The sequence below is a fragment of the Gemmobacter aquaticus genome, assembly GCF_007859075.1.
Classification (GTDB): Bacteria; Pseudomonadota; Alphaproteobacteria; order Rhodobacterales; family Rhodobacteraceae; genus Gemmobacter; species Gemmobacter aquaticus.
The window spans coordinates 1,141,060-1,166,564 of the sequence record NZ_VOAK01000011.1 but is presented as its reverse complement, the minus strand read 5'-3'; the positions used below and the strand labels follow the sequence as shown (position 1 = coordinate 1,166,564).

Genomic DNA, 25,505 nt, shown 5'->3' with positions numbered 1-25,505 from the left:
TTCCGGTCGACCGGGTGGCAAACATCATCGTTGGTCAATTCTGGCTGCTGATGGCGCTGTCGCTGGGCTTTGGCGGCGTCGTCCTGATTGCCCCTGATCGGGCTGCGGCGCAGACCCTTGGTGCGATTGGCGCGACGTTCAGCATGCTTGTGCTGATGGCGCGGGGCGTGCTGTTCTGCCGTGATCTGCGGGTGCGGGCGCTGGAACGCGACCTGATGTTTTTGACCGGGCATGACGATGCGCCCTGCTTTACCACCGATGGCGGGGGGAGGATCGGCTTCCGTAACGCAGCCGCGCTTCGTCGGTTTGGCGGCGGTGAAAAGACCGCGCTGCTTGCGACCCTGCAGGATTATTTTGCAAGCCCGGCCTCTGTCCTGTTTCGGTTGCAGGCACGTGCGCGGACTAGCGGTGCCGCGCATGAGGATCTGGCGTCACGCCACGGCGTTGGCCGCCTCGGCGTGCAGAGGATCGGGCGGGACCGCTTCCTCTGGCGGCTGGAAGAAACCTTGCGCGACGATGGTGATGGGCGCGGCGCCGACGGGATCGGCCTGCCGATGCTGGTCGCCAACAAGGCCGGGGTTGTGCTGTTTGCAAACGGCGCGCTACGGCGCCTGCTGGGTGAACGCCCGCGGCATCTGCAGTCCGTTCTTGGCCCAGGAGCAATGCAGTCGGGGCGTGAGGTCACGATCGGCACGACGTCCGGCCCACTGCGTGCGCGGGTGACCGAACTCGCCGGGACCGGTGATCGGCGCGAAATCTATCTCCTGCCAACTGCGCCAGATGAGCCGGGTGATGCCAGCCCGACGGATTTTGAGAATGTGCCGGTTGCGCTGCTGAAATTCGGAACCGACGGGCAGCTTTCGGTCGCCAACCGGGCCGCACGAGAGGCGCTTGGTCTGGATCCCCAACTCCGTCCCAGCTTTCACGAGATGTTCGAGGGGCTGGGCCGCCCGGTTCAGGACTGGCTCAGCGATGTTGCGCATAAGCGCATTCCGGCGAGCGCAGAGGTCTTGCACCTGCGTGGCCCTGAGGCAGGCTTATTCTTCCAGATAGGTCTGCGTCGCATAGATGATGGCGGCAGATCGATGGTTCTGGCCGTTTTGAATGACGCCACTGCGCTGAAGACACTCGAAGCGCAGTTCGCCCAAAGCCAGAAGATGCAGGCGATTGGCCAGTTGGCTGGTGGGATCGCGCATGACTTCAACAATCTTTTGACTGCAATTTCAGGGCATTGCGACCTGTTGTTGCTGCGGCATGATCGCACGGATCCCGAATATGCGGATCTTGTGCAGATCCATCAAAACGCCAACCGTGCCGCCAGTCTGGTGCGGCAGTTGCTGGCTTTCTCGCGCAAGCAGACGCTCAAGCCACAACGCCTTGACCTGCAAGAGGTGCTGTCGGACCTTACCCACCTTCTGAACCGATTGGTTGGCGAAAAGATCAGCCTGCGGCTGAACCATGCCGTCGATCTGGGCGCCATCCGCGCTGACCGGCGGCAGCTTGAGCAGGTGGTCATGAACCTCGTGGTCAATGCGCGCGACGCCATGCCCGAGGGCGGTACAATCCGCATCGAAACCGAGGCGCTGACCATTGCCGAAGATCTGCGACGAGACCGCGTTTCGGTACCGCCGGGAAAATACGCGGTGATCCGTGTGATCGACACGGGCTGCGGAATTGCTGCCGACAAGTTGCCCCATATCTTTGAGCCCTTCTTTACAACCAAGCGCGTTGGCGAAGGTACGGGGCTTGGTCTTTCAACGGCCTATGGCATCGTCAAGCAATCGGGCGGATATATCTTCGTGGACAGCGAGGTGGGGCGGGGCACGATCTTTCGCCTCTATTTCCCGATTTCGACCGAAGTTGCGGCGCCGGAGGTGCCAGAGACCTTCGCCCGAAAGATTGCACCGCGCGCACAGGGGGGTGTCGTTCTGCTGGTAGAAGACGAGGCACCGGTGCGCGCCTTTGCCTCTCGCGCCTTGCGGCTGCGGGGGTTTACGGTGCTGGAGGCAGATTGTGCGGAGGCCGCGCTCAAGGTACTGGAGGATGCGCAGCTTGAGGTCGATGTTTTCGTAACCGATGTCGTCATGCCCGGACAGGATGGCCCAAGCTGGGTGCGCGAGGCGCTGAAGCGCCGTCCCAATGTGCGAACGATCTTTGTGTCCGGCTATGCCGAAGATCACCTTTCGGCCACGCAGGCTGGAATCCCGAATTCGGTCTTTCTGCCCAAGCCGTTCTCATTGACCGACCTGACAGAATTGGTCCAGCGCCAGCTTGGTTGACCTTAACCCGTCGTTTGGCACAGCCGGTCGTAAAGCTCAAAATCCGCGGCCGCATGGCGGCGCAGCTTGGCTTCTGTCTTGGGGTCAAGCTCCAAGGATGCCTCGGGTGAGACGTTCAACCGCGGCAAGATGATCTCGCAATTGAGCCGGTCTTCCAGAAAATTGATCAGGTCGTCGATACGCTCATACCGAAACAGTCGGTCGAGGCCCTTTTCGCCGCTGCGGTCGACCTTTGGCGCAAGGAAATTCGCCTGAGAGCCGACAGCGACCGAGGCAGGGGGCGTGTCGGAACAGTAGAGCTGCACGAATTGGTCAAAGCTCATGCCGGCGGTGCTCTTGCGCTCTTCGCCGATATCCTCGCGCTGCCGATAGCGATACCAGCTGCCCAGCCAGTCCAGCGGCTCGCGCATGGTTGCGATGACGGTGAAGGGGCGGCCCGCTGCGCTTTCAAGCCAGGGTCCGATGAAGCGATGATACTTGCGCACTGTTGCATGCTTCAGCTGCGGTGGCCGCTGGATTGCGAGGTGAGCCATCGATTCGAGAGCGGATTCGATCGCGGTGGTTCCGGTCTTTGGGGTGGCCAGCATGGTCAGCTGCTGATGCCAGAAAACAAGCATAGGTTCCTCAATCGCCGCCAGGTCGCCAATTTTGCGACCTTCCGTAAACCCTCTCTTAACCAAAACGGAAGAAAGCTCAATCTATGCAGAATGAGATTGAAATGTTCTCGTTTTGCCCTCATAAAGCAATGGAACAAGTCGGGAACATCAGCCTTGCATCGGCACATTGCCCTGATGTCATTGCTGTGTGATAAGGACCAGAACAATGGCTGCGGCAACACTCTTCGACCTGAACGGAAAGCGCGACATGGACAAGACGAAGGCGCTGGAAAGCGCGCTGGCACAGATCGAACGGCAGTTCGGCAAGGGCTCGATCATGAAGTTGGGCGCCAACAGCCCGGCGATGGATATCGAGGCTACGTCGACCGGCTCGCTCGGTCTTGATATCGCGCTTGGTATCGGCGGCCTGCCCAAGGGCCGGATCGTCGAGATCTATGGCCCGGAAAGCTCGGGCAAGACGACGCTGACGCTGCATGTCGTGGCTGAAGAACAGAAAAAGGGCGGGGTCTGCGCCTTTGTCGATGCGGAACATGCGCTCGACCCGCAATATGCCAAGAAGCTGGGTGTGAACCTTGATGAACTGCTGATCAGCCAGCCCGATACGGGCGAGCAGGCGCTGGAGATCGTCGATACGCTGGTGCGTTCGGGCGCGGTTAGCCTGATCGTCGTCGACTCGGTCGCCGCGCTGACGCCCAAGGCCGAGATCGAGGGCGACATGGGCGATGCTACGGTGGGTGCCCAGGCCCGTCTCATGAGCCAGGCAATGCGCAAGCTGACCGCGTCGATCGGGCGTTCGAACTGCATGGTCATCTTCATCAACCAGATCCGGATGAAGATCGGTGTGATGTTCGGCAGCCCGGAGACCACGACCGGCGGCAATGCGCTGAAGTTCTACGCGAGCGTGCGTCTCGACATTCGCCGCATCGGCTCCATCAAGGACCGTGAGGAAGTGGTGGGCAACGCGACCCGCGTGAAGGTGGTGAAGAACAAGGTCGCGCCGCCCTTCAAGCAGGTCGAGTTCGACATCATGTACGGCGAAGGCATCTCCAAGACCGGCGAGTTGGTGGATATCGGCGTGAAGGCTGGTGTGGTCGAAAAGTCGGGCAGCTGGTATTCGTACGGTGATGAGCGGATCGGCCAGGGGCGAGAGAATGCGAAAGCCTTCCTCAAGGCCAACCCGGGCGTCGCGCTGGAGATCGAGGACAAGATCCGCGCGGCCAACGGGCTCGACTTCCACATCTCGGAAGGCGCAGCCGAGGATGATGTCGTCGACATGTGATCAAATTTCACGCTAAGCGGCGGGAAACAAAGGGCGTCTTGTGACGCCCTTTTTCTTTGCGTGACTGTTGCAAAGGTGGACAGTCCCGCCATGCACGGCTAAACGGAACTGGATTGAATTTCGCCTTCTGGCGCAGCCGCGGAGCCACGACATCCATGCCGTCGTTGAACGACATCCGGTCCACCTTCCTCGATTACTTCAAGCGCAACGGTCATACGGTGGTGGACAGCTCTCCGCTGGTGCCGCGCAATGACCCCACGCTGATGTTCACCAACTCGGGCATGGTGCAGTTCAAGAACTGCTTCACCGGGGTTGAGAAGCGCGACTATGTTCGCGCCACGACATCGCAAAAATGCGTGCGGGCCGGCGGCAAGCATAACGATTTGGACAATGTGGGCTACACCGCGCGCCACCACACCTTCTTTGAAATGCTGGGCAATTTCAGCTTTGGTGACTACTTCAAGGAAGGCGCGATCAACTTTGCCTGGGAGTTGCTGACCAAGGATTTTGGCATCCCGGCCGAAAAGCTTCTGGTCACTGTCTATCACACCGATGACGAGGCCGCCGAGATCTGGAAGAAGGTGACCGGTTTTGCCGATCACAAGATCATCCGCATCCCGACAAAGGACAACTTCTGGCAGATGGGGCCAACCGGCCCCTGCGGTCCCTGCACCGAGATCTTCTATGATCACGGCGATCACATCTGGGGTGGGCCGCCCGGATCGGCTGAAGAGGACGGCGACCGCTTCATCGAGATCTGGAACAACGTCTTCATGCAGAACGAGCAGTTCGAGGACGGCTCGATGCGCGTGCTCGACATGCAGTCGATCGATACCGGCATGGGGCTGGAGCGGATCGGCGCACTGCTGCAGGGCAAGCACGACAACTATGACACTGACCTCATGCGCAGCCTGATCGAGGCATCTGCGCATCTGACCTCGGCCGATCCTGATGGGCCGGGCAAGGTGCACCACCGCGTTGTGGCCGATCACCTGCGCTCGACCTCGTTCCTGATCGCCGATGGCGTGATGCCCTCGAACGAAGGACGTGGGTATGTGCTGCGCCGGATCATGCGCCGCGCCATGCGCCATCTGTCGATGCTGGGGATGCGCGATGTCGCGATGTACCGGCTTGTGCCGACGCTCGTGCGCCAGATGGGCGCTGCGTACCCCGAGCTGTCGCGCGCCCAATCCCTGATCGAAGAGACGCTGCGGCTTGAGGAAACCCGGTTCCGCACAACGCTCGATCGCGGGCTGAAACTTCTGGACGAAGAGCTGTCGAGCCTGTCCGAAGGGGCGGAACTGCCGGGCGCGACGGCATTCAAGCTCTATGACACCTACGGCTTCCCGCTTGATCTGACACAAGACGCGCTGCGTGAAAAAGGGCGCGCAGTTGATGTCGCGGGTTTTGACAGCGCGATGGAGGAACAGCGCGCCAAGGCACGGGCCTCGTGGTCAGGCACGGGCGAGGCCAAGGATGCCAAGGTTTGGTTCGAACTGGCCGAACAGCATGGCGCGACCGAGTTTCTGGGCTATGACGGTGAGGCGGCCGAGGGCCAGATCCTTGCCATCGTCAAGGACGGCGCGCTGATCGGCTCGTCTGACGAGGCAAAGGGCCAGGTCATCAACATCATCGTGAACCAGACGCCGTTCTACGCCGAAAGCGGCGGTCAGGTCGGGGATCAGGGCATCATCCGCACGGATACCGGCATGGTGCGCGTGACCGATACCCGCAAGGCTGCCGGTGTCGTGTATCATGTCGCCGAGGTTGTCGAAGGTGCCGTGGTCAAAGGGCAGCCGGCCAAGCTGGAGCTGGATCATGGCCGCCGGCAGTCGATCCGGGCCAACCACTCGGCAACGCACCTTCTGAACGAGGCGCTGCGGAATGTGCTGGGCGATCATGTCGCGCAGCGCGGCTCGCTGAATGCGGCGGATCGTCTGCGCTTTGACTTTGCCCATTCCAAAGCGATGACGGCCGAAGAACTGGCGGCGGTCGAGACCGAGGTGAATGGCTATATCCGGCAGAACGGCGCGGTCGAGACCCGCATCATGTCGCCCGATGATGCTCGCGCGCTTGGCGCACAGGCGCTCTTCGGCGAGAAGTACGGCGATGAGGTGCGCGTCGTTTCGATGGGCCGCAAATCGGGGTCGGGCAAGGGCACCGATGGCCAGACCTATTCGATCGAGCTCTGCGGCGGCACGCATGTGCGGCAACTGGGCGAGATCGGGGCCTTTGTGCTGCTGTCGGACAGCGCGTCCTCCTCGGGCGTCCGCCGGGTTGAGGCGCTGACGGGTGAGGCGGCGCTCGCGCATATTGCCGGGCAGGTGCGGATTCTGGCCGATGTCGCTGCTGTGCTGAAGGTGCCGCCGGCCGAGCTTGCCGACCGCGCCAAGTCGCTGCTCGATGAGCGCCGCAAGCTTGAGAACGAAGTTGCGCAATTGCGCCGCGAGCTTGCGATGGGTGGCAAGTCAGGTGGGCCGGAAGTCAAGGAAATCAATGGCGTGAAGTTCATTGCTCAGGTCCTTACAGGCGTGTCTGGGAAGGATCTTCCGGGGCTGATTGACGAGCTGAAGGCCAAGATCGTGTCGGGCGCGGTGCTGCTGATTGCGGATACCGGGGCCAAACCGGCTGTTGCGGCAGGCGTGACCGGTGATCTGACCGGCAGACTTTCTGCCGTCGCGCTGGTGAAGGCCGCGGCAGAGGCTCTTGGCGGCAAGGGCGGTGGTGGTCGGCCGGATATGGCGCAGGCGGGCGGTGCGGATATCGCTTTGGCCGACAAGGCCATCGCGGCCGCCGAAGCCGTGTTGGAGGGATAAGCGATGCCGTCAGCACTCTGGATTGCCCATGTCACCGTGACCGACCCTGAGGCCTATGGCATTTACGCCAAGGGCGCAGGGCCGGCGATTGCGGCGCATGGCGGGGTTTTCCTCGCCCGTGGCGGCCGTTACGTTCAGCTTGAGGGCAATGACCGCGCGCGCAATGTCGTGGCGCGTTTCCCCTCTCTGGAAGCAGCCGTGGCCTGCTACAACAGCGCCGAATATCAGGCCGCACTTTCCCACGCCAAAGGCGCCAGCGTGCGCGATCTGGTCGTCGTGGAAGAGGCCGAGTAAGTGTACGAGGACCGGGGGCTTTGTCCCCGGTCCCACAAGGTACTTGGGCCAGAACAAAGATCAGACGGGAAGGGCCGTCGTCTCTTTCGTTTCCTCCATGACGAAGCTGGCCGAGACATCGTGCAGGTCCACTCGCGCGATCAGGTCTTTGTAGAGCCGGTCATAGGCCTTTACGTCGGCCACACGCGCGCGGATCAGGTAGTCCAGATCCCCGGTCATGCGATAGGCGCCGAGGATTTCAGGCATGTCGGCGGTGGCGCGCGTGAAGTTGTCGAGCCAGTCAGTCGTATGGCGTTCGGCCTTGATCATCATGAATACGGTAAGACCGAGGCCAAGCTTCTCGGGGTCAAGCAGTGCCACGCGGGCGCGGATGATGCCTGCCTCTTCCAGCGCCTTCACACGGCGCCAGACGGCATTGCGCGACAGGCCGACTCGGTCGCCCAATTCTTCGAGCGAAAGTCCGGCATCGCGTTGCAGGATGGCGAGAATGCGGCGGTCGAGGTGATCAAGTTTCTCCATATAGTGATGATTGTGGTGAAAACCTCCACAAGACAAGCGTCATTTGCCGTTCATACGCGCTTCATGTTTTTTCAACATGCGGTATAATGCTTGTGCAGAAATGCCAATAAAATGGGGCAGGGCATGGGTGTAGGGCGTTTGGCGGATCGACCCGCAAGGGGGCGCTGATGTGCCGTTGGGCCGCATATATCGGTACGCCGATCTATCTTGAAGAGATTGTCAGCCGCCCCAGGCACTCGCTGATTCACCAAAGCCACTGCGCGACGGAATGTCGGACCGCCATCAACGCGGACGGGTTCGGGATTGCCTGGTATGGTGATCGGCCTGAGCCTGGCCTCTATCGCGATGTCATGCCGGCCTGGAGCGATCCGAACCTTCGCTCACTGGTGGCAACCGTGAAATCCGGGCTGTTCCTTGCGCATGTGCGGGCTTCCACCGGAACGGCGACAAGCCGAAACAATTGCCACCCCTTTACCTGTGGCAGATGGAGCTTCATGCATAACGGGCAGGTTGGCGGCTATGACGGGTTTCGCCGCCATGCCGACATGCTGATCCCCGACGCGCTTTACCCCTATCGCAAGGGTGCAACCGATAGCGAGGCGCTGTTTCTGGCGGCGCTTGCCGAGGGGCTGGACCACGATCCGCGTGGTGCGATGGAGCGGGCAGCGGCCACCTTCATCCGCCTTGCGCGCGAAAAGGGCGCAGCGCCGCATCTGCGTCTGACGGTTGCCATGTCAGACGGCGCGCGGCTTTATGCCATGCGCTACGCGACGGACGATCAGGCGCCCAGCCTTTACCATCGTTGGTCGGCAACGCGGAATGGCCGCGCCGTGGTGTCAGAGCCGCTGGAGGCCGATGAGGAGGACTGGCTGGAAGTTCCCCCATCAAGCTTCTGCACCTTCCATGGCGACGCCGTGACGGTGGAGCCGTTCCTACCTTGCCGCCTTGCCGCTGTGGCCTGAACCCCGTTACGCCGGGATACTGAAATGAGGAAAGGGCAGAGAAAACCTCTGCCCTTTGACGTATTCCTGCTTTTGTGATCTCTGCGCCAGTTACTCGGCGCGGGCCTGGCGCTTGCGCTCGTGCGGATCAAGCTCGCGCTTGCGCAGGCGAACGATCTTGGGCGTCACTTCCACCAGTTCATCGTCGTCGATATAGGCGATCGCCTCTTCCAGCGACATCCGGACCGGCGGGGTCAGACGCACAGCCTCGTCCGTGCCGCTGGCACGCACGTTGGTCAGCTTCTTGCCCTTCAGCGGGTTCACCTCAAGGTCATTGTCGCGCGAATGCTCGCCGATCAGCATCCCCTCATAGACCGCTTCTTGCGCGCCGATGAACAGCTTGCCGCGCTCTTCGAGGTTCCACAGCGCATAGGCGACAGAGGTGCCGTTCTCCATCGAGATCAGCACGCCCTGACGGCGGCCCTGGATCGGGCCCTTGTGCGGAACCCAGCCGTGGAAGATGCGGTTCAGCACGCCCGAGCCGCGGGTATCGGTCAGGAACTGGCCGTGGTAGCCGATCAGCCCGCGCGAGGGTACATGGGCGACGATCCGGGTCTTGCCGACGCCGGCGGGCTTCATCTCGACCAGATCACCCTTACGCTCACCCGTCAGCTTTTCGATGACAGCGCCCGAGTATTCGTCATCGACATCGACGATGACCTCCTCGACCGGCTCCATCCGCACACCGTCTTCTTCCTTGAAGATCACGCGGGGGCGCGAGATCGAAAGCTCGAAACCTTCGCGGCGCATGTTCTCGATCAGCACGCCCATCTGCAATTCGCCACGGCCCGAAACGATGAAAGCCTCGCCGCCGGGGGTATCCTCGACGCGGATCGCCACGTTGGTTTCGGCCTCTTTCAGCAGGCGCTCACGGATCACGCGCGACTGCACCTTGTTTCCGTCCTTGCCCGCAAGCGGGCTGTCGTTGATGCCGAAGGTGACGCTGATGGTCGGCGGGTCGATGGGCTGCGCAGGCAGTGCAGTCTCGATCGACAGATCGCAAAGCGTATCGGCCACGGTGGCTTTGGTCATGCCGGCGATGGTGACGATGTCACCTGCAACGGCCTCGTCAATCGGTTGTTGCGACAGGCCGCGGAAAGCGAGGATCTTGGTCACGCGGAACTGCTCGATCCGCTCGCCGGTGCGGGTCAGGGCTTTCAGCGAGGCGCCGACCTTCAGCGTGCCCGCCTCGACCCGACCGGTCAGGATGCGGCCGATGAAGGGGTCGGCGGACAGTGTCGTTGCCAGCATCTGGAACGGTTCGTTTTGTTTTGCGAGCTGCTTGGGGGCAGGAACGTGGCGCACGACCAGCTCAAACAGCGCGGTCAGGTCCTTGCGCGGGCCGTCAAGCCCCTCATCCGCCCAGCCTGCACGACCCGAGGCGTAGAGATGCGGGAAGTCCAGTTGCTCGTCATTGGCGCCAAGGTTTGCGAAAAGATCGAACACTTCGTTCAGCGCGCGGTCGGGTTCTGCGTCGGGCTTGTCGACCTTGTTCAGCACCACGATGGGGCGCAGGCCAAGGGCGAGGGCCTTGGAGGTCACGAATTTCGTCTGCGGCATCGGGCCTTCGGCGGCATCCACCAGCAGGACCACACCATCGACCATGTTCAGAATCCGCTCAACCTCGCCGCCGAAATCGGCGTGGCCGGGGGTGTCGACGATGTTGATGCGCGTGCCATTCCATTCGACCGAGGTGGCTTTGGCAAGGATCGTGATCCCGCGCTCGCGCTCGATGTCGTTGCTGTCCATGGCGCGTTCGGTTGTCGCCTGATTGTCGCGATAGGTGCCGGACTGTTTCAGCAGTTCGTCAACAAGGGTCGTCTTGCCATGGTCAACGTGCGCGATGATCGCGATGTTGCGAAGCTCCATCGGAGGTATCTCTTTCCTGTCTCGTGTTGGGGGCGCCTTACAGGAGGCAGGGCGGAAAGGCCAGTGAAACCTGTGCGAAAGCGCGTTAGGTCACCACATACCAGTCGCGCCGATGGTTCATCGCGACAATTGCGTTCAGGATCAGCGCGCCAAGAGCTGACCACATGACGCGGTCGGCGGGCAGAACGGTGAGCGCCACGGAGAAAAGCGTGATGTCATAGCCAAGCTGGATCCAGCCTGCGCGGATGCCAGTGCGGTCCTGCAGGATCAGCGCGACGATCGACACACCACCGAGGCTTGAGGCATGGCGGAAGAGCCCCAACAGACCCACGCCGCAGACCACGCCGAAGAGAATGGCTGCGGCCGCCGGGTGGATGCCATCTACAGGGACAAAGGGTGCCATCGCTTCGGCCAGAAGCGAAACGGCCGTGACCGAGACGAAGGACTTGACCGCGAATGCCGGTCCCTTGCGGGCCCAGGCGAAGGCGTAGAAGGGTAGGTTCACCACGAAGAACACAAGCCCAAATCCCCAGCCAAAGGCATAGGCGATCAGCAGGGCAAGCCCGGCGGTCCCGCCTGTGATCAAACCCGCGGCGCGCAGAAGGTGAATGCCTAGCGCGGCCTCGGTCGTGGCGACCAGCAGGCCCTGGGCATCCTCTGTCAGCGTGTAGCGGGGGGTGGAAAGGTCAGTGTGCATGACCTTATTTTGCCGCATCGCAGCGGAAAAATCCTGCACGCATTGGGCATGGCTGCCATGCGTTGCCGGAATGGCTCAGGTCGCGATGTAGCGGTCGCGGCGATGGTTCAGGGCGATGATCAGGTTGACCACGACGGCGCCGAGGAATGACCACGCCACCGTGGTCAGATCGCGCAGCATCAGAGCAAGGCTGAAGACAAACAGATCGAACAGAAGCTGCGTCCAGCCCGCCTTGAACCCGGTGCGATCCTGTAGCCACAGCGCGACCACGCCGACGCCCCCAAGGCTCGCACCATGGCGAAACAGCGCGAGCAAGGCCGAGCCCGAGGCGAAGCCAAAGAGCACGGCACCCACGGCGGGGTGAAGGGTCTGAAAGCTCATGTACTGCGGAAGGATGGCCGAAAAGACCGACAGCAGCGCGACAGCTATAAAGGTCTTGGCGACGAAAGCCGGCCCCATGCGTTTCCAGCCCAGCCAGTAGAAGGGCAGGTTGATCACAAAGAACACCGGGCCAAAGGCCCAACCGGTCGCGTAGGAAATCAGCACGGCAAGGCCCGCCGTCTGGCCGGTGACAAAACCAAGCTGAGTCAGGACGACGATGCCGAAGGCCGCCATGAAGCCACCGTAAAGCAGGCCCTGTGCATCATCGAGCAGGCTGTGCTTGGCGGGATGTTCGGCGATGATCTCGGTCATGGCGCAGGTGTTCGCACAGCAGGCGTCGAATGAAAAGGGGGGCCGTCTGGCCCCCCGATCCGATCAGCCCGCAAGGGCCTTGTTCAGGTACTCGTCCACCTTCTCGAGGTAGCCCATGGTCGTCAGCCACTTCTGGTCAGGGCCGACCAGCAGCGCGAGGTCCTTGGTCATGTAGCCGTCCTCGACGGCATCCACGGTGACCTTTTCCAGCGTCTTGGCAAAGTTCATCAGCGCCTCGTTGCCGTCCAGCGTCGCGCGGTGCTTGAGGCCGCCGGTCCAGGCAAAGATCGACGCGATGGAGTTGGTCGAGGTTTCCTTGCCCTGCTGGTGCTGGCGGTAGTGACGGGTCACGGTGCCGTGGGCAGCTTCCGCCTCGACGATCTTGCCATCGGGGGTCATCAGCACGCTGGTCATCAGGCCGAGCGAGCCAAAGCCCTGCGCCACGGTGTCGGACTGCACGTCGCCGTCATAGTTCTTGCAGGCCCAGACATAGCCGCCCGACCATTTCAGCGCCGAGGCGACCATGTCGTCGATCAGGCGGTGCTCGTAATGGATGCCGGCGGCCTTGAACTTGTCCTCGAACTCTTCGGCATAGACCTTGGCGAACAGATCCTTGAAGCGGCCATCATAGGCCTTGAGGATGGTGTTCTTGGTCGACAGGTACACCGGCCAGCCCTTGAGCAGGCCATAGTTGAGCGACGAGCGGGCAAAGTCGATGATCGACTCGTCGAGGTTGTACATGCCCATGACCACACCGGCGCCCGGCGCGTTGAACACTTCCTTCTCGATCACTTCGCCATCTTCGCCCACGAACTTCAGCGTCAGCTTGCCCTTGCCGGGGAAGCGGAAGTCGGTGGCGCGATACTGATCGCCAAAGGCATGACGGCCGACGACGATCGGCTTGGTCCAGCCGGGAACAAGGCGCGGCACGTTCTTGCAGATGATGGGTTCGCGGAAGATCACGCCGCCAAGGATGTTGCGGATCGTGCCGTTGGGCGATTTCCACATTTGCTTGAGGCCGAATTCCTCGACCCGCTGCTCGTCCGGCGTGATAGTGGCGCATTTCACGCCGACGCCGTATTTCTGGATGGCCAGCGCCGAATCCACGGTGATCTGGTCGTTGGTGCGGTCACGCTCTTCGATACCGAGGTCGTAGTACTTCAGGTCGATGTCCAGATAGGGAAGGATCAGCTTTTTCTTGATGAAGTCCCAGATGATCCGGGTCATCTCGTCGCCGTCGAGTTCGACGACCGGGTTTGCCACCTTGATCTTGGTCATGCGCCTGGCCTTTTCAGGTTGAGGATTCGGATGAATGCTGCATAGCGGAAAAGCTGGCCCTTGGGAAGCCCGGTATGCAATTGCATACCAAAAATGAGCGAACAGGCGAAGGAAGGTTGAGACGATGCGAAAACTGACAGCGGCAGCGTGCGTTCTGGCTCTGATTGCGGGCGCGGCATCCGCGCAGGTGCTGCCGTCGCGCAAGGCGATGCGAGAGCATATGCCGGGCCTTTGGATCGATGCCAATGCCAATGCCGAGCAGGCAGACGAAGTCGTGCGACGGATCGGAGCGGCGGGAAATCGCGTCAAGAAAGCGCTCGGGTCGACCGGCACGCCGCAATGGCGCGTCTGCGTGACCAAGGCCTGCGACAAGGCCAACGGCATGCAGTTCAAGGGTGTGACCTATGGCAAACTGCTGGTCACCATCAATTCCGAGGCCTGGCGCGATACCGGCGCCTATACCCACGAGTATGCCCATGCCACATTGCACGGGGCGCAACCCATGATCGGGCTTCTGCGCCAGACGCTGCCGCTCTGGTTCGACGAAGGGGTGGCGGTGATCATCTCGGGTGAGCCACCCGAGGCGGCAGACAAGAAGGTCTGCGCCAAGCCGCCGCGTGTGCCGTTGCCCAAAACGACGCTTGATTTCCAGCGCGCAGCGGGGACGGATCCCAAGAAAGCACTGCCGATCTACAAAGCCTCGGCCTGCGCGGTGCGGGGCTGGCTGAAGCAGGGCAACAAGATGCGCGACGTGGTTCCGACCCTGAAGTCCGGGCGCAGCCTGCCGTAAATCAGCCAAAGAACCCCGCGGCCTGTGCCCGGACCCATGGCCAGAGTTGCGGGGCGCCGCGGGCAACTTTGGCGCCGACGCGCGACTCGAGTTGCTCGATCGTCACCTGGTAGGTGATCCAGGTTCCACCGCCCGACATCAGGTTCGCCATCACGGGCTGAACCCGGTCGAGGCTTTTTGCAAAGATGGCGTCCGGCGTCTCGGCGGCCTCGAACTCATCCCAAAGTGCGCGAAGTTTTCTCGATAGATCATTGGGAAGTAACCCGAAAATCCGATCTGCCGCAGCGGATTCTGCGGCCTGTGTCTCGGCCGAGCCATGGGCATTGCCATTTGCACTGTGGATTGGCACGTCGCCCACATCGATTTCGACAAGATCGTGCAGTATCAGCATTTGCATCACGCGCGCAACATCGACACCGGGGCCGGCCTGATCGGCCAGCGTCAGGGCATAAAGCGCCAGATGCCAGGAATGTTCGCCCGAGTTCTCGGCCCGCGATCCATCAACCAGTGTCGTCGCGCGCATCACGGTTTTCAGCCGGTCCGCCTCGGCGAGAAAGGCCAAGCGCGCGCGCAGGTCGGGCAGGTCGGCGCCCGGTTGGCCCGCCAGCCAGTCGCTGGCAAGGGCGTGCACCTCGGGCCATTCATGGCTAAAGCGCGCCGCCCGGCCCGAGGCCAGATTGTCACGCGCCACCTGCAGATGGTCCGGGAGCGGGGATTCGGCCATTAGCACCTGAAAGATCGGCTGGCTGTGGTCCAGCCGTTTGGCAAACTGCGCCTCAGTGGTCTGAGACGCTTCAAACTCGTGCCACAGGTCGAGGAATTCCATGCCCAGATCATCGGGCAACAGGCCAAAGATGCGGCGCGCGGCCTCTTGCTCGACACGCAGGACATGGTCGGCATCATGCTCCAGATGGATCGGATGGTCGCCGCAGTCGATCTCTGGCAGGTCGTGTAGCGCGAGCATGGCGATAACGCGGGCCAGATCGACCTCTGGAGCCAGATCCGCCATGACCAGCGCCCACAGCCCAAGATGCCAGCTATGCTCTGCCGTGTTCTCAGGGCGAGATCCGTCCATCAACACATTGGCACGATTAACAGATTTCAACCGGTCCGCCTCGTTCAGAAAGGCGAACTGCCGCACCAGCCGGTCAGTCACCTTTGGCGGCCTTGCGATGGGCATCGAGCTTGCGCACCAGCAGATCGCGGGCGCGCCGTTCCGCCAGGCGCACACGCATCGCCGTCATGAAGCCTTCCTCCATCGACGGCGACATGCTTGCCAGCATCTTTGCGACCTCAAGGTAGAACCGTTCCTGCCCCATCTCGTCCTGCGCGGCGAGAACATCGCGGGCAAGTGCATCGGCCAGGTCTTCGGTTACACCCATGTCAGCGTGTTCCTTCCCCAAGCCGGCGCTTCACATAGGTCGAAACCGTCTGGATCATCGGTTTCATATGCGCTTCCTCATTGGTGAAGAAGTGATCGGCGCCTTCAACCAGTTCGTGCGTGATGGTGATGCCCTTCTGCTCGTGCAGCTTGTTCACCAGCGATTGCGTGTCCTTCGGCGGGGCGATCCGGTCGGCCGAGCCGTTGATGATCAGCCCCGAGGACGGGCAGGGTGCGAGGAAGCTGAAATCATAGCGCGACGCATCGGGCGAAACCGAGACAAAGCCCGTGATCTCGGGCCGGCGCATCAGAAGTTGCATGCCGATCCAGGCGCCGAACGAAAAGCCCGCGACCCAGCAATGCTTGGCGTTCTGGTTCATGCTTTGCAGATAGTCGAGCGCCGAGGCCGCGTCCGAAAGCTCACCAATCCCCTGATCGTATTCGCCCTGGCTGCGCCCCACGCCGCGGAAGTTGAACCGCAGCACCGTGAAGCCCAGATTGTAGAAGGCGTAGTGCAGGTTGTAGACAACCTTGTTGTTCATCGTTCCGCCGAATTGCGGATGCGGATGAAGCACGATCGCAATTGGGGCGTCACGGTCCTTCTGCGGGTGATAACGTCCTTCAAGACGGCCCTCGGGGCCGGCAAAGATCACTTCGGGCATTTCGTCGCCTTTGCTGTCTTACCACCCATGGAGATTGCGCAATCCGGGCGGTTGAATTAATCCCGTGCGGCAAGGCCGGGGCTGAGGCTGAGTTAAGCCCGCCTGCCGGTGGCGTCAATGGATTTGGGGAGAGGCGAACATGAAACTCTCGACGAAAGGCCGCTATGCCATGGTCGCGCTGGCCGATCTGGCGCTGGCGAGGCCCGAGGAACTTGTCTCGCTTTCCGAGATCTCGAAGCGGCAGGACATTTCGCTTCCCTACCTTGAACAGCTTTTCGTCAAGCTGCGCCGGGCCGGTCTGGTCGAGGCGGTGCGCGGCCCCGGTGGCGGCTATCGTCTGGCGAAACCACCCGCCGAGATCCGCGTGTCAGAGGTGATGGAGGCCGTCGAGGAGACGGTGAACGCGATGCACACCGGGGCTGGCGCGAGCGGCGGCGTTTCGGGTAGCCGGGCGCAATCGCTGACCAACCGTCTGTGGGAGGGGCTTTCGGCGCATGTCTATGTCTTTTTGCACCAGACCCGGCTTTCAGACGTGATCCGCAACGAGATGCGGCCTTGCCCTGCTGTTCCCGCGCTGTTCCGCGTTGTGGATGAAGACTGAAATTTCCTTGAAAGCCAGCCACATGCGCGAGCGTCTTTACCTGTTTGATACCACCCTGCGTGACGGCCAGCAGACACAGAGCGTGCAGTTTTCTCTTGCCGAAAAGCAGCAGATCGCCCGGTCGCTTGATATGCTTGGGGTGGACTATATCGAGGGTGGCTGGCCGGGGGCGAACCCCACCGACAGCGACTTCTTCCGCGACCGCCCGCAGACGCGGGCGACCTTTACCGCCTTCGGGATGACCAAGCGCGCCGGGCGATCGGCCGAAAATGACGATGTTCTGGCCGCTGTGCTGGATGCTGGTACGCCTGCCGTCTGTCTGGTCGGCAAGACGCATGATTTTCACGTCACCACCGCACTTGGCATCACGCTGGACGAGAATGTGGAAAACATCCGTGCCTCGATTGCGCATGTCGTTGCCAAAGGGCGCGAGGCGATGCTGGATGCCGAGCATTTCTTCGATGGCTACAAGGCGAACCCAGGCTATGCGCTGGAATGCCTGCATGCCGGGTTCACGGCAGGTGCGCGCTGGATCGTTCTCTGCGATACCAACGGCGGCACGCTGCCCGAAGATGTGTTCGAGATCACGCGCGCCGTGATTGCCTCGGGCATTCCCGGCGACCATCTGGGTATCCACTGCCATGACGATACCGGCAATGCGGTGGCCAATTCTCTGGCCTCAGTCCGGGCCGGGGCGCGGCAGATTCAGGGAACGCTGAACGGGCTGGGTGAGCGTTGCGGCAACGCAAACCTCGTATCGCTGATCCCGACGCTGCTTTTGAAAGAGCCGTTCCGCTCGACGCTTCAAACCGGGATCACGGCGGAGGCGCTGGCCGGTCTGGTCAAGACCTCGCGCATGCTGGACGACATCCTGAACCGGGTTCCTCTGCGCAGCGCGCCTTATGTCGGCGCCTCGGCCTTTGCGCACAAGGCGGGGCTGCACGCCAGTGCGATCCTGAAGGACCCATCCACCTACGAACACATCGACCCCGCGGTGGTCGGAAATGCGCGCGTCATCCCGATGTCCAATCAGGCTGGGCAGTCGAACCTGCGGGCGCGTCTGGCGGCCGCCGGTATTGAGGTCGCCCCGAATGACCCGCGTCTGGTCGGCATCCTTGACCAGATCAAGGCGCGCGAGGACGAGGGCTATGCCTATGACGGAGCGCAAGCGAGTTTCGAGCTGCTCGCACGCCGCGCGCTTGGCCTTTGCCCCGATTTCTTTGAGGTGAAGCGCTATCGCGTCACCGTCGAGCGGCGGAAGAACAAGTATAATCAGATGATCAGCCTGTCCGAGGCCGTCGTGGTCGTGAAGATCGGCGGCGAAAAGGTAATGTCCGTGTCGGACAGCATGGACGATGACGGCTCGGACCGCGGCCCGGTCAATGCGCTGTCAAAGGCGCTGGCAAAGGATCTGGGCCCGTATCAGGCCTGCATCGATGACATGAAGCTTGTCGACTTCAAGGTCCGCATCACCCATGGTGGAACCGAGGCCGTGACGCGCGTGATCATCGACAGCGAGGACGGGCAGGGCCGGCGCTGGTCCACCGTGGGGGTCAGCCCGAACATAGTGGACGCAAGCTTTGAGGCACTGCTCGAGGCGATCCAGTGGAAGCTGATCCGCGACCGGGTGGTTCCCGCAGAATGACCGAGCTTGCCTGCGCCAGCATTGTCGAACGCGCCGACCCGGAGCGTTTTACAGCTCTTATGGCGGCCCCGGTTGCGGACAGACCGGCGCTGGCCGTGCTTTATGCCTTCAACGCCGAGTTGGCCCGCGCACCTTGGGCCAGCAAAGAGGCGATGATCGCCGAGATGCGCCTGCAATGGTGGCGTGATGTCATCGCGGCCGAGGCGCTTGGCCCGACGGCACCGCATGAGGTGACAAGCCCGCTGGGCAAGCTGATCCGCACGCGCGCCCTGCCGCTGGACGCTCTGGATGGCATGGCGACGGCACGCCAATGGGACATCTACCGCGACCCCCATACCGATGAGGCGGCGCTTTGGGCCTATCTGGATGCGACGGGCGGCGCGCTGATGTGGCTTGCGGTCAAGGCGACCGGCGGCAGTGATGACCTTGAACCGGCCGCGCGCGCGGCAGGCACGGCTGCAGCTTTGGCCAACTATCTGCGAGCCGTACCGCAGCTCGAGGATCTGGGCCGAGTTCCCCTGATCGACGGGACGCCAGCGGGAGTTGCGGCGCTTGCGCGGCAGGGGCTGGCGCGACTGGATCGTGCACGGAAAGCGCGCTTGCCACGCGGTGCCTTAATGGCGGCCTATCTGGCGCGCCCGGTGCTGCAACTCGCAGCGGAAAACCCCGCGCTTGTGGCGCAGGGCGCGCTGGTCGTGCCCGAGTTCCGCAGGCGCGGACGCCTTTTGTGGCAAGCCTTTACCGGACGCTTTTGATCTAGCTTGGCAGCTTGTCCAGCAGGAAGGACAGGGCGACCTGTAGCCCGTCGGGCGCAATGCCGTGGCCGGTGCCCTTCATGACATGGGCATAGGTCTCGAACCCGGCTTCGACCAGCGCGTTGCCCGCGCGGCCCATGTCCTCGAAAGGAACCATCTGGTCGGCATCGCCGTGGATCAGCAGGATAGGCGGCTTGACGCGGGCCTCGGCCTCCAGCAGCTCGGGCACCAAAAGGCGGCCCGAGAATCCGACGACACCGGCGATGGCGCGATCGCGGCGGGGCGCGATATGCAGGCTCATCATCGTTCCCTGTGAAAACCCAACCAGCGCAAGGGCTTCTGGTTCGAGGTTTTCATCCTTCAGCTTGGCGTCGATGAAGGCATTCAGCTTATCCACCGATACCGCCATAGAAGCGCGGGCCTGTTCCTCGGTCGAGCCGTCCAGCCAGGGGATAGGAAACCACTGAAAGCCGAAGGGGTTGTTGGCACAGGGCTCCGGCGCGTCAGGGCTATAGAAGACGGTATCGGGCAGATGCGGTGCCAGCGGATCGGCAAGCCCGAGCAGATCGGCCCCATCGGCCCCATAGCCGTGCACGAAGATCACCATCGACCGGACCTTGCCCGATTTCGGTGCGCGCCGCTGTGATTTCAGCATTATCTGACCCCTTCACGATCCTTGGCCACCCGGTAGTAGGCCCATAAAAGCCGCGCCGCAACTGCCCGCCAAGGGCTCCAGTCCAGCGCAAGGGCCTGCATTTGCCGCTCATTGGGGCGCGAGGGAAGGTTCAGAAGAAGCCGCGCACCTTCCTGCAAGGCGAGATCATTGTGGGCAAAGACATCGGCGCGACCAAGGCTGAACATCGCATAGATCTCGGCCGTCCATCGGCCGATTCCAGGTATTTCAACAAGTTGTGCGATGACATTCTCATTTGGCATATCGCGCAAGGCGGCCAGATCAATCGTTGATTCCGCCAGCGCCCGTGCGTACCGCATCTTGGGTCGCGACAGGCCGCAGGCGCGCAGATCATCCTCCGAGGCGCGCCGCACGGCTTCTGGCGTGATCAGGCCTGCGGCTTCGACCCGGGCCCAGATCGCGCGGGCCGAGGCAACAGAGACCTGCTGGCTGACAATCGCGCTTAGAAGTTCGGCAAACCCTTCGGGCTTGCGTCGCAGCGGTAAGGGGCCCGTTAGCGCATAGGCGTCGGCAAAGCGCGAATCGCGTGCTGCCAGCCAGCCCATGCCTTCGGCGATGTCGCCCGGACCTTCGATGATGCGACCAACCATGACCCCTCCGATTTGTCACAGGCTAGCGCCACGCTTCGCGCTTGCACAAGGCGGCCGGGCGCGATTACCTCTGCCCATGACAACCATGCCGATCCCTGACGATAGTGCCGCACGGCGCAACATGTGGGTGCTTGTGGCCGCGCAGGCGGTTCTTGGCGCCCAGATGCCAATCATTTTCACCATCGCGGGGCTGGCGGGCAGCAGTCTTGCCCCGAATCCGTGCTGGGCGACCCTTCCGATATCCTTGACCGTGATCGGCTCGATGCTGTGGGCCCAGCCCCTGTCGATGCTGATGCAGAGGAAGGGACGACGCACCGGGTTTTACGTGGGCGCTCTTGCCGGTGCGGCGGGGGCAACGTTGGCGGCCTTTGGCCTTTATGTCGGTCATTTCTGGCTGTTCTGCGCGGCAAGCCTGCTGACCGGTGGCTATATGTCGGCGCAAGGGTTCTATCGCTTTGCCGCGGCCGACCTTGCATCCGAGGCGTTCCGTCCCAAGGCCATATCCGGCGTCATGGCAGGCGGGCTCGCCTCGGCCTTGTTCGGCCCGCAGCTGGTGAAGCTCAGCGCCGAGGCGATGGTTGTGCCGTTTCTGGGCAGCTATGTCGCGGTCATCCTGCTGAACCTTGCGGGTTTGCCGCTGTTCGCGGCGCTGCGCGATGTGCGGCCCGGCCTTGGTCGCAAGGCGGATGTGCCGTCGGGACGTACGCGGCGCGAGTTGCTGGCGACGCCGGCAATCGCGGTTGCCGTGATTTGTGCCACCGTCAGCTATGCATTGATGAACCTTGTGATGACCTCATCGCCCTTGGCCGTGGTGGGATGCGGGTTCAAGACCAGCGATGCAGCCAATATCGTCTCGGCCCATGTGCTTGCGATGTATGCTCCGTCCTTCGTGACGGGTCACATCATCGCACGCATTGGCGTTGAGCGCGTGATCGCGCTTGGCCTTCTGATCCTTGCCGGTGCTGGTGCGGTTGCCATGGCCGGGGTTGAGCTTGAGAACTTTTACATAGCCCTGATGCTCTTGGGCATTGGCTGGAACTTCGGCTTTATCGGCGCCACATCGATGCTTGCCGCCCATCATGCGCCGCATGAACGCGGAACCATGCAGGGCCTGAACGACTTTATCGTGTTTGGCGGGGTCTCGATGGCATCCTTTGCCTCGGGTGGGCTGATGAATTGTGCGGGCGGATCGGTGCAGGCAGGGTGGTCGGCGGTCAACATGGCCATGCTTCCATTCCTCGTTCTGGCAGGCGGCGCGCTGATCTGGTTTGCACTGCGCCCGAAGGAAACGCGATAGCGGCGCAATGTGCTGCCGCTTTCATCACAATGTTACCCGTGCATGGCAGAAGCAAACTCGAGAACATGGGGCTTGCCAGCCCGCCGACGCGATATATAGTTTTCTTACGGGGAGGGGCTCCCCCCGCCTCGTCAGGCCGGTCATGCTGGCAGACCAAGGCGGAGTTTTTTCTGATGGACGGCGACTTCAGGACCAGTTTCGTGCGCGACCCCGCAAGTTTGCGGCACTATCCGGCATTGGTGCTGAACGCAGATTACCGTCCACTTTCTTACTATCCGCTCAGCCTCTGGCCCTGGCAGGAAGCGATAAAGGCCGTGTGCCTCGACAGGGTGCAGATCGTGGCGGAATACGACGCAGTCGTGCACAGTCAACGAACCGAGTTTCGCATACCTTCGGTCGTCGTGCTGAAAGAATACGTCAAACCCCAGAAGCGCGTGGCATTCACGCGCTTCAATCTTTTTCTGAGGGACGAGTTCTGTTGCCAGTATTGCGGATCGAAGGGCGATCTGACCTTTGACCACGTCTTGCCGCGGTCGCGCGGCGGGATCACAAGTTGGGAAAACGTGGTGGCGGCCTGTTCGCCCTGCAACCTGAAAAAGGGCAGCAAGACGCTGAAGCAGGCCGGCATGCGACTGACCCGCGCGCCGAGGGCGCCCACGGCCGAAGAGATGCAGGCCCATGGTCGACGCTTTCCGCCCAACCATCTGCATGACAGTTGGACCGACTACCTGTATTGGGATGCAGAGCTGGAAGCTTGATCCCTTTCGACAGGACGGTGTGGCATGAACCTGGAACTGCTTGATACCGTTGCAGGTACCATGATTCTGGCCATGCTCTTCGGCTCGGTCATCGGGATGGAGCGGCAGGCGCGCCAGCGCATGGCTGGGGTACGCACAAACGCGTTGGTGGCGCTCGGCGCGGCAAGCTTTGTAATCTTCTCCGGGCTGTTTCCGGGCGAGGCCAGCCCGACGCGTGTGTCCGCGCAGATCGTGTCTGGCGTGGGTTTCCTTGGCGCCGGGCTGATCTTTCGTGACGGGTTCAGCGTGCATGGGTTGAATACGGCCGCAACACTCTGGTGTTCGGCCGCCGTGGGCATGTTGACCGGGGCAGGTGCCTTTCTTTATGCCGGCGTCCTGACGGCGGTCGTGATGTTCATCAATCTGGCGCTCAGGCCCATCGTGAACTGGATCGATACGCGTTTTCTTGCGGGCCAGCCCGTGCCGCGCCGCTTCCGCATGGTCGTGACCGGCCAGACCGAACAAGAGCATGGTCTGCGGCGCGCAACGGTCAAGGCGCTGTCATTGGCCGGATTGGGCATGTCAGAGATGATCGCGCGGCCATCGGCAGATGGAGCCACGACCGAGGTTTCGGCAGTTGTGGGCGTGGGCGCTGGCGTCCGAGCCGAGGCGGCACTGGACAAGGCCGTGTCGATTCTCTGTGCAGAACCAGAGGCGAAAGAGGTTCGCTGGGAAGTGCTGGACAGCGAATGATGCGGTCAGGCCGCGCTCGGCAGGAACTTTCTTGCCCCGCGTCATGGCGGTGCTAGACTTTTGTCGACGCAGAAGCTAAACCAGCGTCGTTAGCGCTAACAATCGCAGCGCAGAGCGAGGAGAGGCCATGGTTTCGCGTGTCATTCCGGTCGAAGTGTTCGATCTTGTGATCTTCGGCGCCACCGGCGATCTTGCACGGCGCAAGATCCTTCCGGGCCTTTACCGGCGCTTCCTTTCAGGCCAGATCACCGGTGAAAGCCGCATCATCGGGGCCGCGCGCTCCGAAATGGATCGGGCAGGCTTTCGCGAGCTTGTTGCAAAGGCCATTGCGGAATTTGTTGCCAAGGACCGTCAGGATCCGGCAGTGATTGCCGAGTTTCTTGACCGGCTGGACTATGTCTCGATCGACGCCTCCAAGGGCGAGGATGGCTGGCATCAACTGAAAGAGATGATGCGCCCCGATGTGGTGCGGGCCTTCTATTTCTCAGTCGCGCCTGCGCTGTTTGGTGAGTTGGCAGAGAAATTGCACAGCCATGAGATCGCCAATTCCGACTCGCGCATCGTTGTGGAAAAGCCCTTTGGTCGCGACCTGGGGTCGGCACGGGCGCTGAACACTGTGCTCGCGAGCCATTTCGAAGAACGGCAGATCTATCGCATCGACCACTATCTGGGCAAAGAAACCGTCCAGAACCTGATGGCAGTGCGCTTCGCCAATATCCTGTTTGAACCGCTCTGGAACAGCCAGTTCATCGATCATGTCCAGATCACCGTGGCCGAGACGGTCGGGGTTGAAGGTCGCGGGTCCTATTATGACAAGTCCGGCGCCATGCGCGACATGGTTCAGAACCACCTGATGCAGCTTCTTTGCCTGATCGCGATGGAGCCGCCCTATCACTTTGACCCGAATGCCGTTCGGGATGAAAAGCTGAAGGTTATCCGCGCGTTGCAGCCTGTTCCTGCGGAAGACATCGTGCGGGGGCAGTATCTGCCGTTCAAGGGCGCGCCGGGGTATCTTGAAGACAGCGAGAACCCGGAATCGCGGACCGAGAGCTATATCGCGCTCAAGGTTCACATCGCGAACTGGCGCTGGAAGGGCACGCCCTTTTATCTGCGGACCGGCAAGAAACTGCGGGCGCGTGCCTCTGAAATCGCGATCACCTTCAAGGAGCCCCCGCATTCGATCTTTGACGATGCTGCGGGCTGGCGCGAGAATGTGCTCGTCATCCGCCTGCAGCCGGATGAGGGGATGAATCTGACGGTCATGATCAAGGAACCCGGTCCGGGCGGAATGCGGCTGATGCAGGTTCCGCTCGATATGAGCTTTGCCGACGCGCTTGGGCCGGAAGTTTCTGATATTCCCGATGCTTACGAGCGTTTGATCATGGATGTGATCCGTGGCAACCAGACCTTGTTCATGCGCGGCGACGAGGTTGAGGCCGCCTGGGCCTGGACCGACCCGATCATCGAAGGATGGGAGTCGCGCGGCGACCGGCCAAGAGGCTATGATCAAGGCTCATCGGGCCCGGAAGATGCGCTGATGCTGATGCACCGCGATGGCCGCCGCTGGCGGGAGATCAAGGAATGAAGCTGGTCGAGTACCCCGACCGCGATCTGTTGATGCTCGCACTGGCCGACCAGATCGCCGGAGAGCTTGGGGACTTCCTGCGTCGTGAGGGGCGCGCGTCGTTTTGCGTGCCGGGCGGGACCACGCCGGGGCCGATCTTCGATACGCTGTCGGGGGTGGATCTGGACTGGGAAAATGTCTCTGTCTTCCTTAACGACGAACGCTGGGTGAATGAGGAAAGCCCCCGGTCAAACACGCGGCTCTTGCGTGAAAGATTGTTGCGGGGCAAGGCGTTGAACGCCAAACTTGTACCGCTCTATGCCGCGACCGACGTGCCCGAGGACGCACTCGATGCGTTGTCCGAGGGGATCCGTCCGCACCTTCCGATCTCGGTCCTGCTGCTTGGCATGGGTGCCGATATGCATACCGCAAGCCTGTTTCCCGGTGCCGACCGGCTGGAAGAAGCACTTGCTTCCGATGCGCCGATCCTTCTGCCTATGCGTGCAGAGGCGGCGGGCGAGCCGCGCATCACCATCACGGCACCGCATCTGGCGGGGGCGATGAATATCCACATTCTGATTACTGGCGCCGAGAAGCGCGCGGCCATTGAACGCGCGGCGCATCTGCCGCCGCTGGAGGCACCGATTTCTGCGGTGCTCAAGAATGCCACCGTCCACTGGGCGGAATGAACAGG

The 25,505-nt window shown here is 62.0% G+C and carries 25 protein-coding genes; 14 read left to right on the top strand and 11 right to left on the bottom strand.

Annotated elements, in window-relative coordinates; genetic code table 11:
* The first annotated feature begins 50 nt into the window (after nt 1-50).
* The gene (locus FQU74_RS07835) at nt 51-2,279 is read left to right on the top strand and encodes a hybrid sensor histidine kinase/response regulator (protein WP_188781576.1); all 2,229 of its coding nucleotides are present in this window, start codon (nt 51-53) and stop codon (nt 2,277-2,279) included.
* A gap of 2 nt (nt 2,280-2,281) precedes the next feature.
* Here the strand turns inward: FQU74_RS07835 and FQU74_RS07830 are convergent, their stop codons facing one another.
* A complete protein-coding gene (locus tag FQU74_RS07830; RefSeq protein WP_146285838.1) occupies nt 2,282-2,896 on the bottom strand; it encodes a sulfotransferase family protein in 615 nt (204 codons plus the stop codon).
* A 205-nt stretch (nt 2,897-3,101) separates the two neighbouring features.
* Here FQU74_RS07830 and recA point away from each other — a divergent pair, with 205 nt between their 5' ends.
* The 3 genes from recA (at nt 3,102) to FQU74_RS07815 (ending at nt 7,285) form a co-directional block, all read left to right on the top strand.
* Nucleotides 3,102-4,175 carry a recombinase RecA gene (recA, locus tag FQU74_RS07825; RefSeq protein ID WP_146285837.1) on the top strand — a complete coding sequence of 358 codons (1,074 nt, stop codon included), beginning with the start codon at nt 3,102-3,104 and terminating at the stop codon, nt 4,173-4,175.
* Between the two features lie 155 nt (nt 4,176-4,330).
* Nucleotides 4,331-6,991: an alanine--tRNA ligase gene (gene alaS / locus FQU74_RS07820; RefSeq protein ID WP_146285836.1), complete on the top strand. Its 2,661-nt coding sequence runs from the start codon at nt 4,331-4,333 to the stop codon at nt 6,989-6,991.
* 3 nt (nt 6,992-6,994) lie between these two features.
* Nucleotides 6,995-7,285: a DUF1330 domain-containing protein gene (locus FQU74_RS07815; RefSeq protein ID WP_146285835.1), complete on the top strand. Its 291-nt coding sequence runs from the start codon at nt 6,995-6,997 to the stop codon at nt 7,283-7,285.
* A 60-nt stretch (nt 7,286-7,345) separates the two neighbouring features.
* On the opposite strand, the gene FQU74_RS07810 is transcribed toward FQU74_RS07815, so the two are convergent.
* Nucleotides 7,346-7,804, bottom strand: coding sequence for an Lrp/AsnC family transcriptional regulator (locus tag FQU74_RS07810; protein WP_146285834.1), 459 nt, complete (start codon nt 7,802-7,804; stop codon nt 7,346-7,348).
* A gap of 167 nt (nt 7,805-7,971) precedes the next feature.
* Between FQU74_RS07810 and FQU74_RS07805 the strand changes: the two genes are divergently transcribed.
* Nucleotides 7,972-8,766: a class II glutamine amidotransferase gene (locus FQU74_RS07805; RefSeq protein ID WP_146285833.1), complete on the top strand. Its 795-nt coding sequence runs from the start codon at nt 7,972-7,974 to the stop codon at nt 8,764-8,766.
* A 90-nt stretch (nt 8,767-8,856) separates the two neighbouring features.
* On the opposite strand, the gene typA is transcribed toward FQU74_RS07805, so the two are convergent.
* The 4 genes from typA to FQU74_RS07785 all read right to left on the bottom strand — a co-directional run bounded on the left by typA (nt 8,857) and on the right by FQU74_RS07785 (nt 13,342).
* Nucleotides 8,857-10,674 (bottom strand): translational GTPase TypA, encoded by a 1,818-nt coding sequence (gene typA / locus FQU74_RS07800; protein WP_146285832.1) that lies wholly within the window; start codon nt 10,672-10,674, stop codon nt 8,857-8,859.
* A gap of 85 nt (nt 10,675-10,759) precedes the next feature.
* Nucleotides 10,760-11,371, bottom strand: a complete 612-nt coding sequence (locus tag FQU74_RS07795) for a YitT family protein (RefSeq protein ID WP_146285831.1) — start codon at nt 11,369-11,371, stop codon at nt 10,760-10,762.
* Between the two features lie 75 nt (nt 11,372-11,446).
* Complete coding sequence (locus tag FQU74_RS07790) at nt 11,447-12,064, bottom strand: YitT family protein (protein WP_146285830.1); 618 nt, start codon at nt 12,062-12,064, stop codon at nt 11,447-11,449.
* 63 nt (nt 12,065-12,127) lie between these two features.
* A complete protein-coding gene (locus FQU74_RS07785; protein WP_146285829.1) occupies nt 12,128-13,342 on the bottom strand; it encodes an NADP-dependent isocitrate dehydrogenase in 1,215 nt (404 codons plus the stop codon).
* Nucleotides 13,343-13,466: 124 nt separating this feature from the next.
* Between FQU74_RS07785 and FQU74_RS07780 the strand changes: the two genes are divergently transcribed.
* Complete coding sequence (locus FQU74_RS07780; RefSeq protein WP_146285828.1) at nt 13,467-14,132, top strand: hypothetical protein; 666 nt, start codon at nt 13,467-13,469, stop codon at nt 14,130-14,132.
* 1 nt (nt 14,133) lies between these two features.
* Here the strand turns inward: FQU74_RS07780 and FQU74_RS07775 are convergent, their stop codons facing one another.
* Genes FQU74_RS07775 through FQU74_RS07765 form a run of 3 tightly spaced genes read right to left on the bottom strand, consistent with a single transcriptional unit; the run spans nt 14,134 to nt 16,175 of the window.
* Nucleotides 14,134-15,312, bottom strand: a complete 1,179-nt coding sequence (locus tag FQU74_RS07775; RefSeq protein WP_229704300.1) for an HD domain-containing protein — start codon at nt 15,310-15,312, stop codon at nt 14,134-14,136.
* Entirely contained in the window at nt 15,281-15,514 is a 234-nt protein-coding gene (locus FQU74_RS07770; protein ID WP_146285827.1) for a hypothetical protein, read from the bottom strand. Before FQU74_RS07770 ends, FQU74_RS07775 begins: the two co-directional genes overlap by 32 nt.
* Nucleotide 15,515: 1 nt before the next feature.
* The gene (locus tag FQU74_RS07765) at nt 15,516-16,175 is read right to left on the bottom strand and encodes an alpha/beta hydrolase (protein ID WP_146285826.1); all 660 of its coding nucleotides are present in this window, start codon (nt 16,173-16,175) and stop codon (nt 15,516-15,518) included.
* A 139-nt stretch (nt 16,176-16,314) separates the two neighbouring features.
* Between FQU74_RS07765 and iscR the strand changes: the two genes are divergently transcribed.
* From iscR to FQU74_RS07750, 3 genes are read left to right on the top strand one after another with little or no spacing between them, the layout of a single operon-like run.
* The gene (iscR, locus tag FQU74_RS07760) at nt 16,315-16,776 is read left to right on the top strand and encodes a Fe-S cluster assembly transcriptional regulator IscR (RefSeq protein ID WP_146285825.1); all 462 of its coding nucleotides are present in this window, start codon (nt 16,315-16,317) and stop codon (nt 16,774-16,776) included.
* A 22-nt stretch (nt 16,777-16,798) separates the two neighbouring features.
* Complete coding sequence (cimA, locus tag FQU74_RS07755; protein ID WP_146286240.1) at nt 16,799-18,421, top strand: citramalate synthase; 1,623 nt, start codon at nt 16,799-16,801, stop codon at nt 18,419-18,421.
* The gene (locus FQU74_RS07750; protein ID WP_146285824.1) at nt 18,418-19,176 is read left to right on the top strand and encodes a squalene/phytoene synthase family protein; all 759 of its coding nucleotides are present in this window, start codon (nt 18,418-18,420) and stop codon (nt 19,174-19,176) included. The genes cimA and FQU74_RS07750 overlap by 4 nt, the downstream gene beginning before the upstream one ends.
* Nucleotide 19,177: 1 nt before the next feature.
* Here the strand turns inward: FQU74_RS07750 and FQU74_RS07745 are convergent, their stop codons facing one another.
* The gene (locus FQU74_RS07745) at nt 19,178-19,831 is read right to left on the bottom strand and encodes an alpha/beta hydrolase (protein ID WP_146285823.1); all 654 of its coding nucleotides are present in this window, start codon (nt 19,829-19,831) and stop codon (nt 19,178-19,180) included.
* The gene (locus FQU74_RS07740; protein WP_146285822.1) at nt 19,831-20,460 is read right to left on the bottom strand and encodes a DNA-3-methyladenine glycosylase family protein; all 630 of its coding nucleotides are present in this window, start codon (nt 20,458-20,460) and stop codon (nt 19,831-19,833) included. The genes FQU74_RS07745 and FQU74_RS07740 overlap by 1 nt, the downstream gene beginning before the upstream one ends.
* Nucleotides 20,461-20,545: 85 nt before the next feature.
* Between FQU74_RS07740 and FQU74_RS07735 the strand changes: the two genes are divergently transcribed.
* The 5 genes from FQU74_RS07735 (at nt 20,546) to pgl (ending at nt 25,500) form a co-directional block, all read left to right on the top strand.
* Nucleotides 20,546-21,757, top strand: a complete 1,212-nt coding sequence (locus tag FQU74_RS07735) for an MFS transporter (RefSeq protein WP_373289007.1) — start codon at nt 20,546-20,548, stop codon at nt 21,755-21,757.
* 173 nt (nt 21,758-21,930) lie between these two features.
* Nucleotides 21,931-22,515 carry an HNH endonuclease gene (locus FQU74_RS07730; RefSeq protein ID WP_146285820.1) on the top strand — a complete coding sequence of 195 codons (585 nt, stop codon included), beginning with the start codon at nt 21,931-21,933 and terminating at the stop codon, nt 22,513-22,515.
* Between the two features lie 24 nt (nt 22,516-22,539).
* Nucleotides 22,540-23,247, top strand: coding sequence for an MgtC/SapB family protein (locus tag FQU74_RS07725; protein ID WP_146285819.1), 708 nt, complete (start codon nt 22,540-22,542; stop codon nt 23,245-23,247).
* 127 nt (nt 23,248-23,374) lie between these two features.
* Nucleotides 23,375-24,832, top strand: coding sequence for a glucose-6-phosphate dehydrogenase (gene zwf, locus FQU74_RS07720; protein WP_146285818.1), 1,458 nt, complete (start codon nt 23,375-23,377; stop codon nt 24,830-24,832).
* Complete coding sequence (pgl, locus tag FQU74_RS07715) at nt 24,829-25,500, top strand: 6-phosphogluconolactonase (protein ID WP_146285817.1); 672 nt, start codon at nt 24,829-24,831, stop codon at nt 25,498-25,500. The genes zwf and pgl overlap by 4 nt, the downstream gene beginning before the upstream one ends.
* The last annotated feature ends 5 nt before the right edge of the window (nt 25,501-25,505 follow it).

Coding starts and splice junctions, on each gene's coding strand:
- FQU74_RS07725 (WP_146285819.1), top strand. CDS start 22,540: ATGAACCTGGAACTGCTTGATACCGTTGCAGGTACCATGATTCTGGCC.
- FQU74_RS07735 (WP_373289007.1), top strand. CDS start 20,546: ATGCCGATCCCTGACGATAGTGCCGCACGGCGCAACATGTGGGTGCTT.
- FQU74_RS07795 (WP_146285831.1), bottom strand. CDS start 11,371: ATGCACACTGACCTTTCCACCCCCCGCTACACGCTGACAGAGGATGCC.
- cimA (WP_146286240.1), top strand. CDS start 16,799: ATGCGCGAGCGTCTTTACCTGTTTGATACCACCCTGCGTGACGGCCAG.
- FQU74_RS07750 (WP_146285824.1), top strand. CDS start 18,418: ATGACCGAGCTTGCCTGCGCCAGCATTGTCGAACGCGCCGACCCGGAG.
- recA (WP_146285837.1), top strand. CDS start 3,102: ATGGCTGCGGCAACACTCTTCGACCTGAACGGAAAGCGCGACATGGAC.
- typA (WP_146285832.1), bottom strand. CDS start 10,674: ATGGAGCTTCGCAACATCGCGATCATCGCGCACGTTGACCATGGCAAG.
- zwf (WP_146285818.1), top strand. CDS start 23,375: ATGGTTTCGCGTGTCATTCCGGTCGAAGTGTTCGATCTTGTGATCTTC.
- FQU74_RS07835 (WP_188781576.1), top strand. CDS start 51: ATGGCGCTGTCGCTGGGCTTTGGCGGCGTCGTCCTGATTGCCCCTGAT.
- FQU74_RS07775 (WP_229704300.1), bottom strand. CDS start 15,312: ATGCCCATCGCAAGGCCGCCAAAGGTGACTGACCGGCTGGTGCGGCAG.
- FQU74_RS07770 (WP_146285827.1), bottom strand. CDS start 15,514: ATGGGTGTAACCGAAGACCTGGCCGATGCACTTGCCCGCGATGTTCTC.
- FQU74_RS07740 (WP_146285822.1), bottom strand. CDS start 20,460: ATGGTTGGTCGCATCATCGAAGGTCCGGGCGACATCGCCGAAGGCATG.
- FQU74_RS07785 (WP_146285829.1), bottom strand. CDS start 13,342: ATGACCAAGATCAAGGTGGCAAACCCGGTCGTCGAACTCGACGGCGAC.
- FQU74_RS07730 (WP_146285820.1), top strand. CDS start 21,931: ATGGACGGCGACTTCAGGACCAGTTTCGTGCGCGACCCCGCAAGTTTG.
- FQU74_RS07810 (WP_146285834.1), bottom strand. CDS start 7,804: ATGGAGAAACTTGATCACCTCGACCGCCGCATTCTCGCCATCCTGCAA.
- pgl (WP_146285817.1), top strand. CDS start 24,829: ATGAAGCTGGTCGAGTACCCCGACCGCGATCTGTTGATGCTCGCACTG.
- FQU74_RS07780 (WP_146285828.1), top strand. CDS start 13,467: ATGCGAAAACTGACAGCGGCAGCGTGCGTTCTGGCTCTGATTGCGGGC.
- FQU74_RS07790 (WP_146285830.1), bottom strand. CDS start 12,064: ATGACCGAGATCATCGCCGAACATCCCGCCAAGCACAGCCTGCTCGAT.
- FQU74_RS07815 (WP_146285835.1), top strand. CDS start 6,995: ATGCCGTCAGCACTCTGGATTGCCCATGTCACCGTGACCGACCCTGAG.
- FQU74_RS07765 (WP_146285826.1), bottom strand. CDS start 16,175: ATGCCCGAAGTGATCTTTGCCGGCCCCGAGGGCCGTCTTGAAGGACGT.
- FQU74_RS07805 (WP_146285833.1), top strand. CDS start 7,972: ATGTGCCGTTGGGCCGCATATATCGGTACGCCGATCTATCTTGAAGAG.
- FQU74_RS07745 (WP_146285823.1), bottom strand. CDS start 19,831: ATGCTGAAATCACAGCGGCGCGCACCGAAATCGGGCAAGGTCCGGTCG.
- FQU74_RS07830 (WP_146285838.1), bottom strand. CDS start 2,896: ATGCTTGTTTTCTGGCATCAGCAGCTGACCATGCTGGCCACCCCAAAG.
- iscR (WP_146285825.1), top strand. CDS start 16,315: ATGAAACTCTCGACGAAAGGCCGCTATGCCATGGTCGCGCTGGCCGAT.
- alaS (WP_146285836.1), top strand. CDS start 4,331: ATGCCGTCGTTGAACGACATCCGGTCCACCTTCCTCGATTACTTCAAG.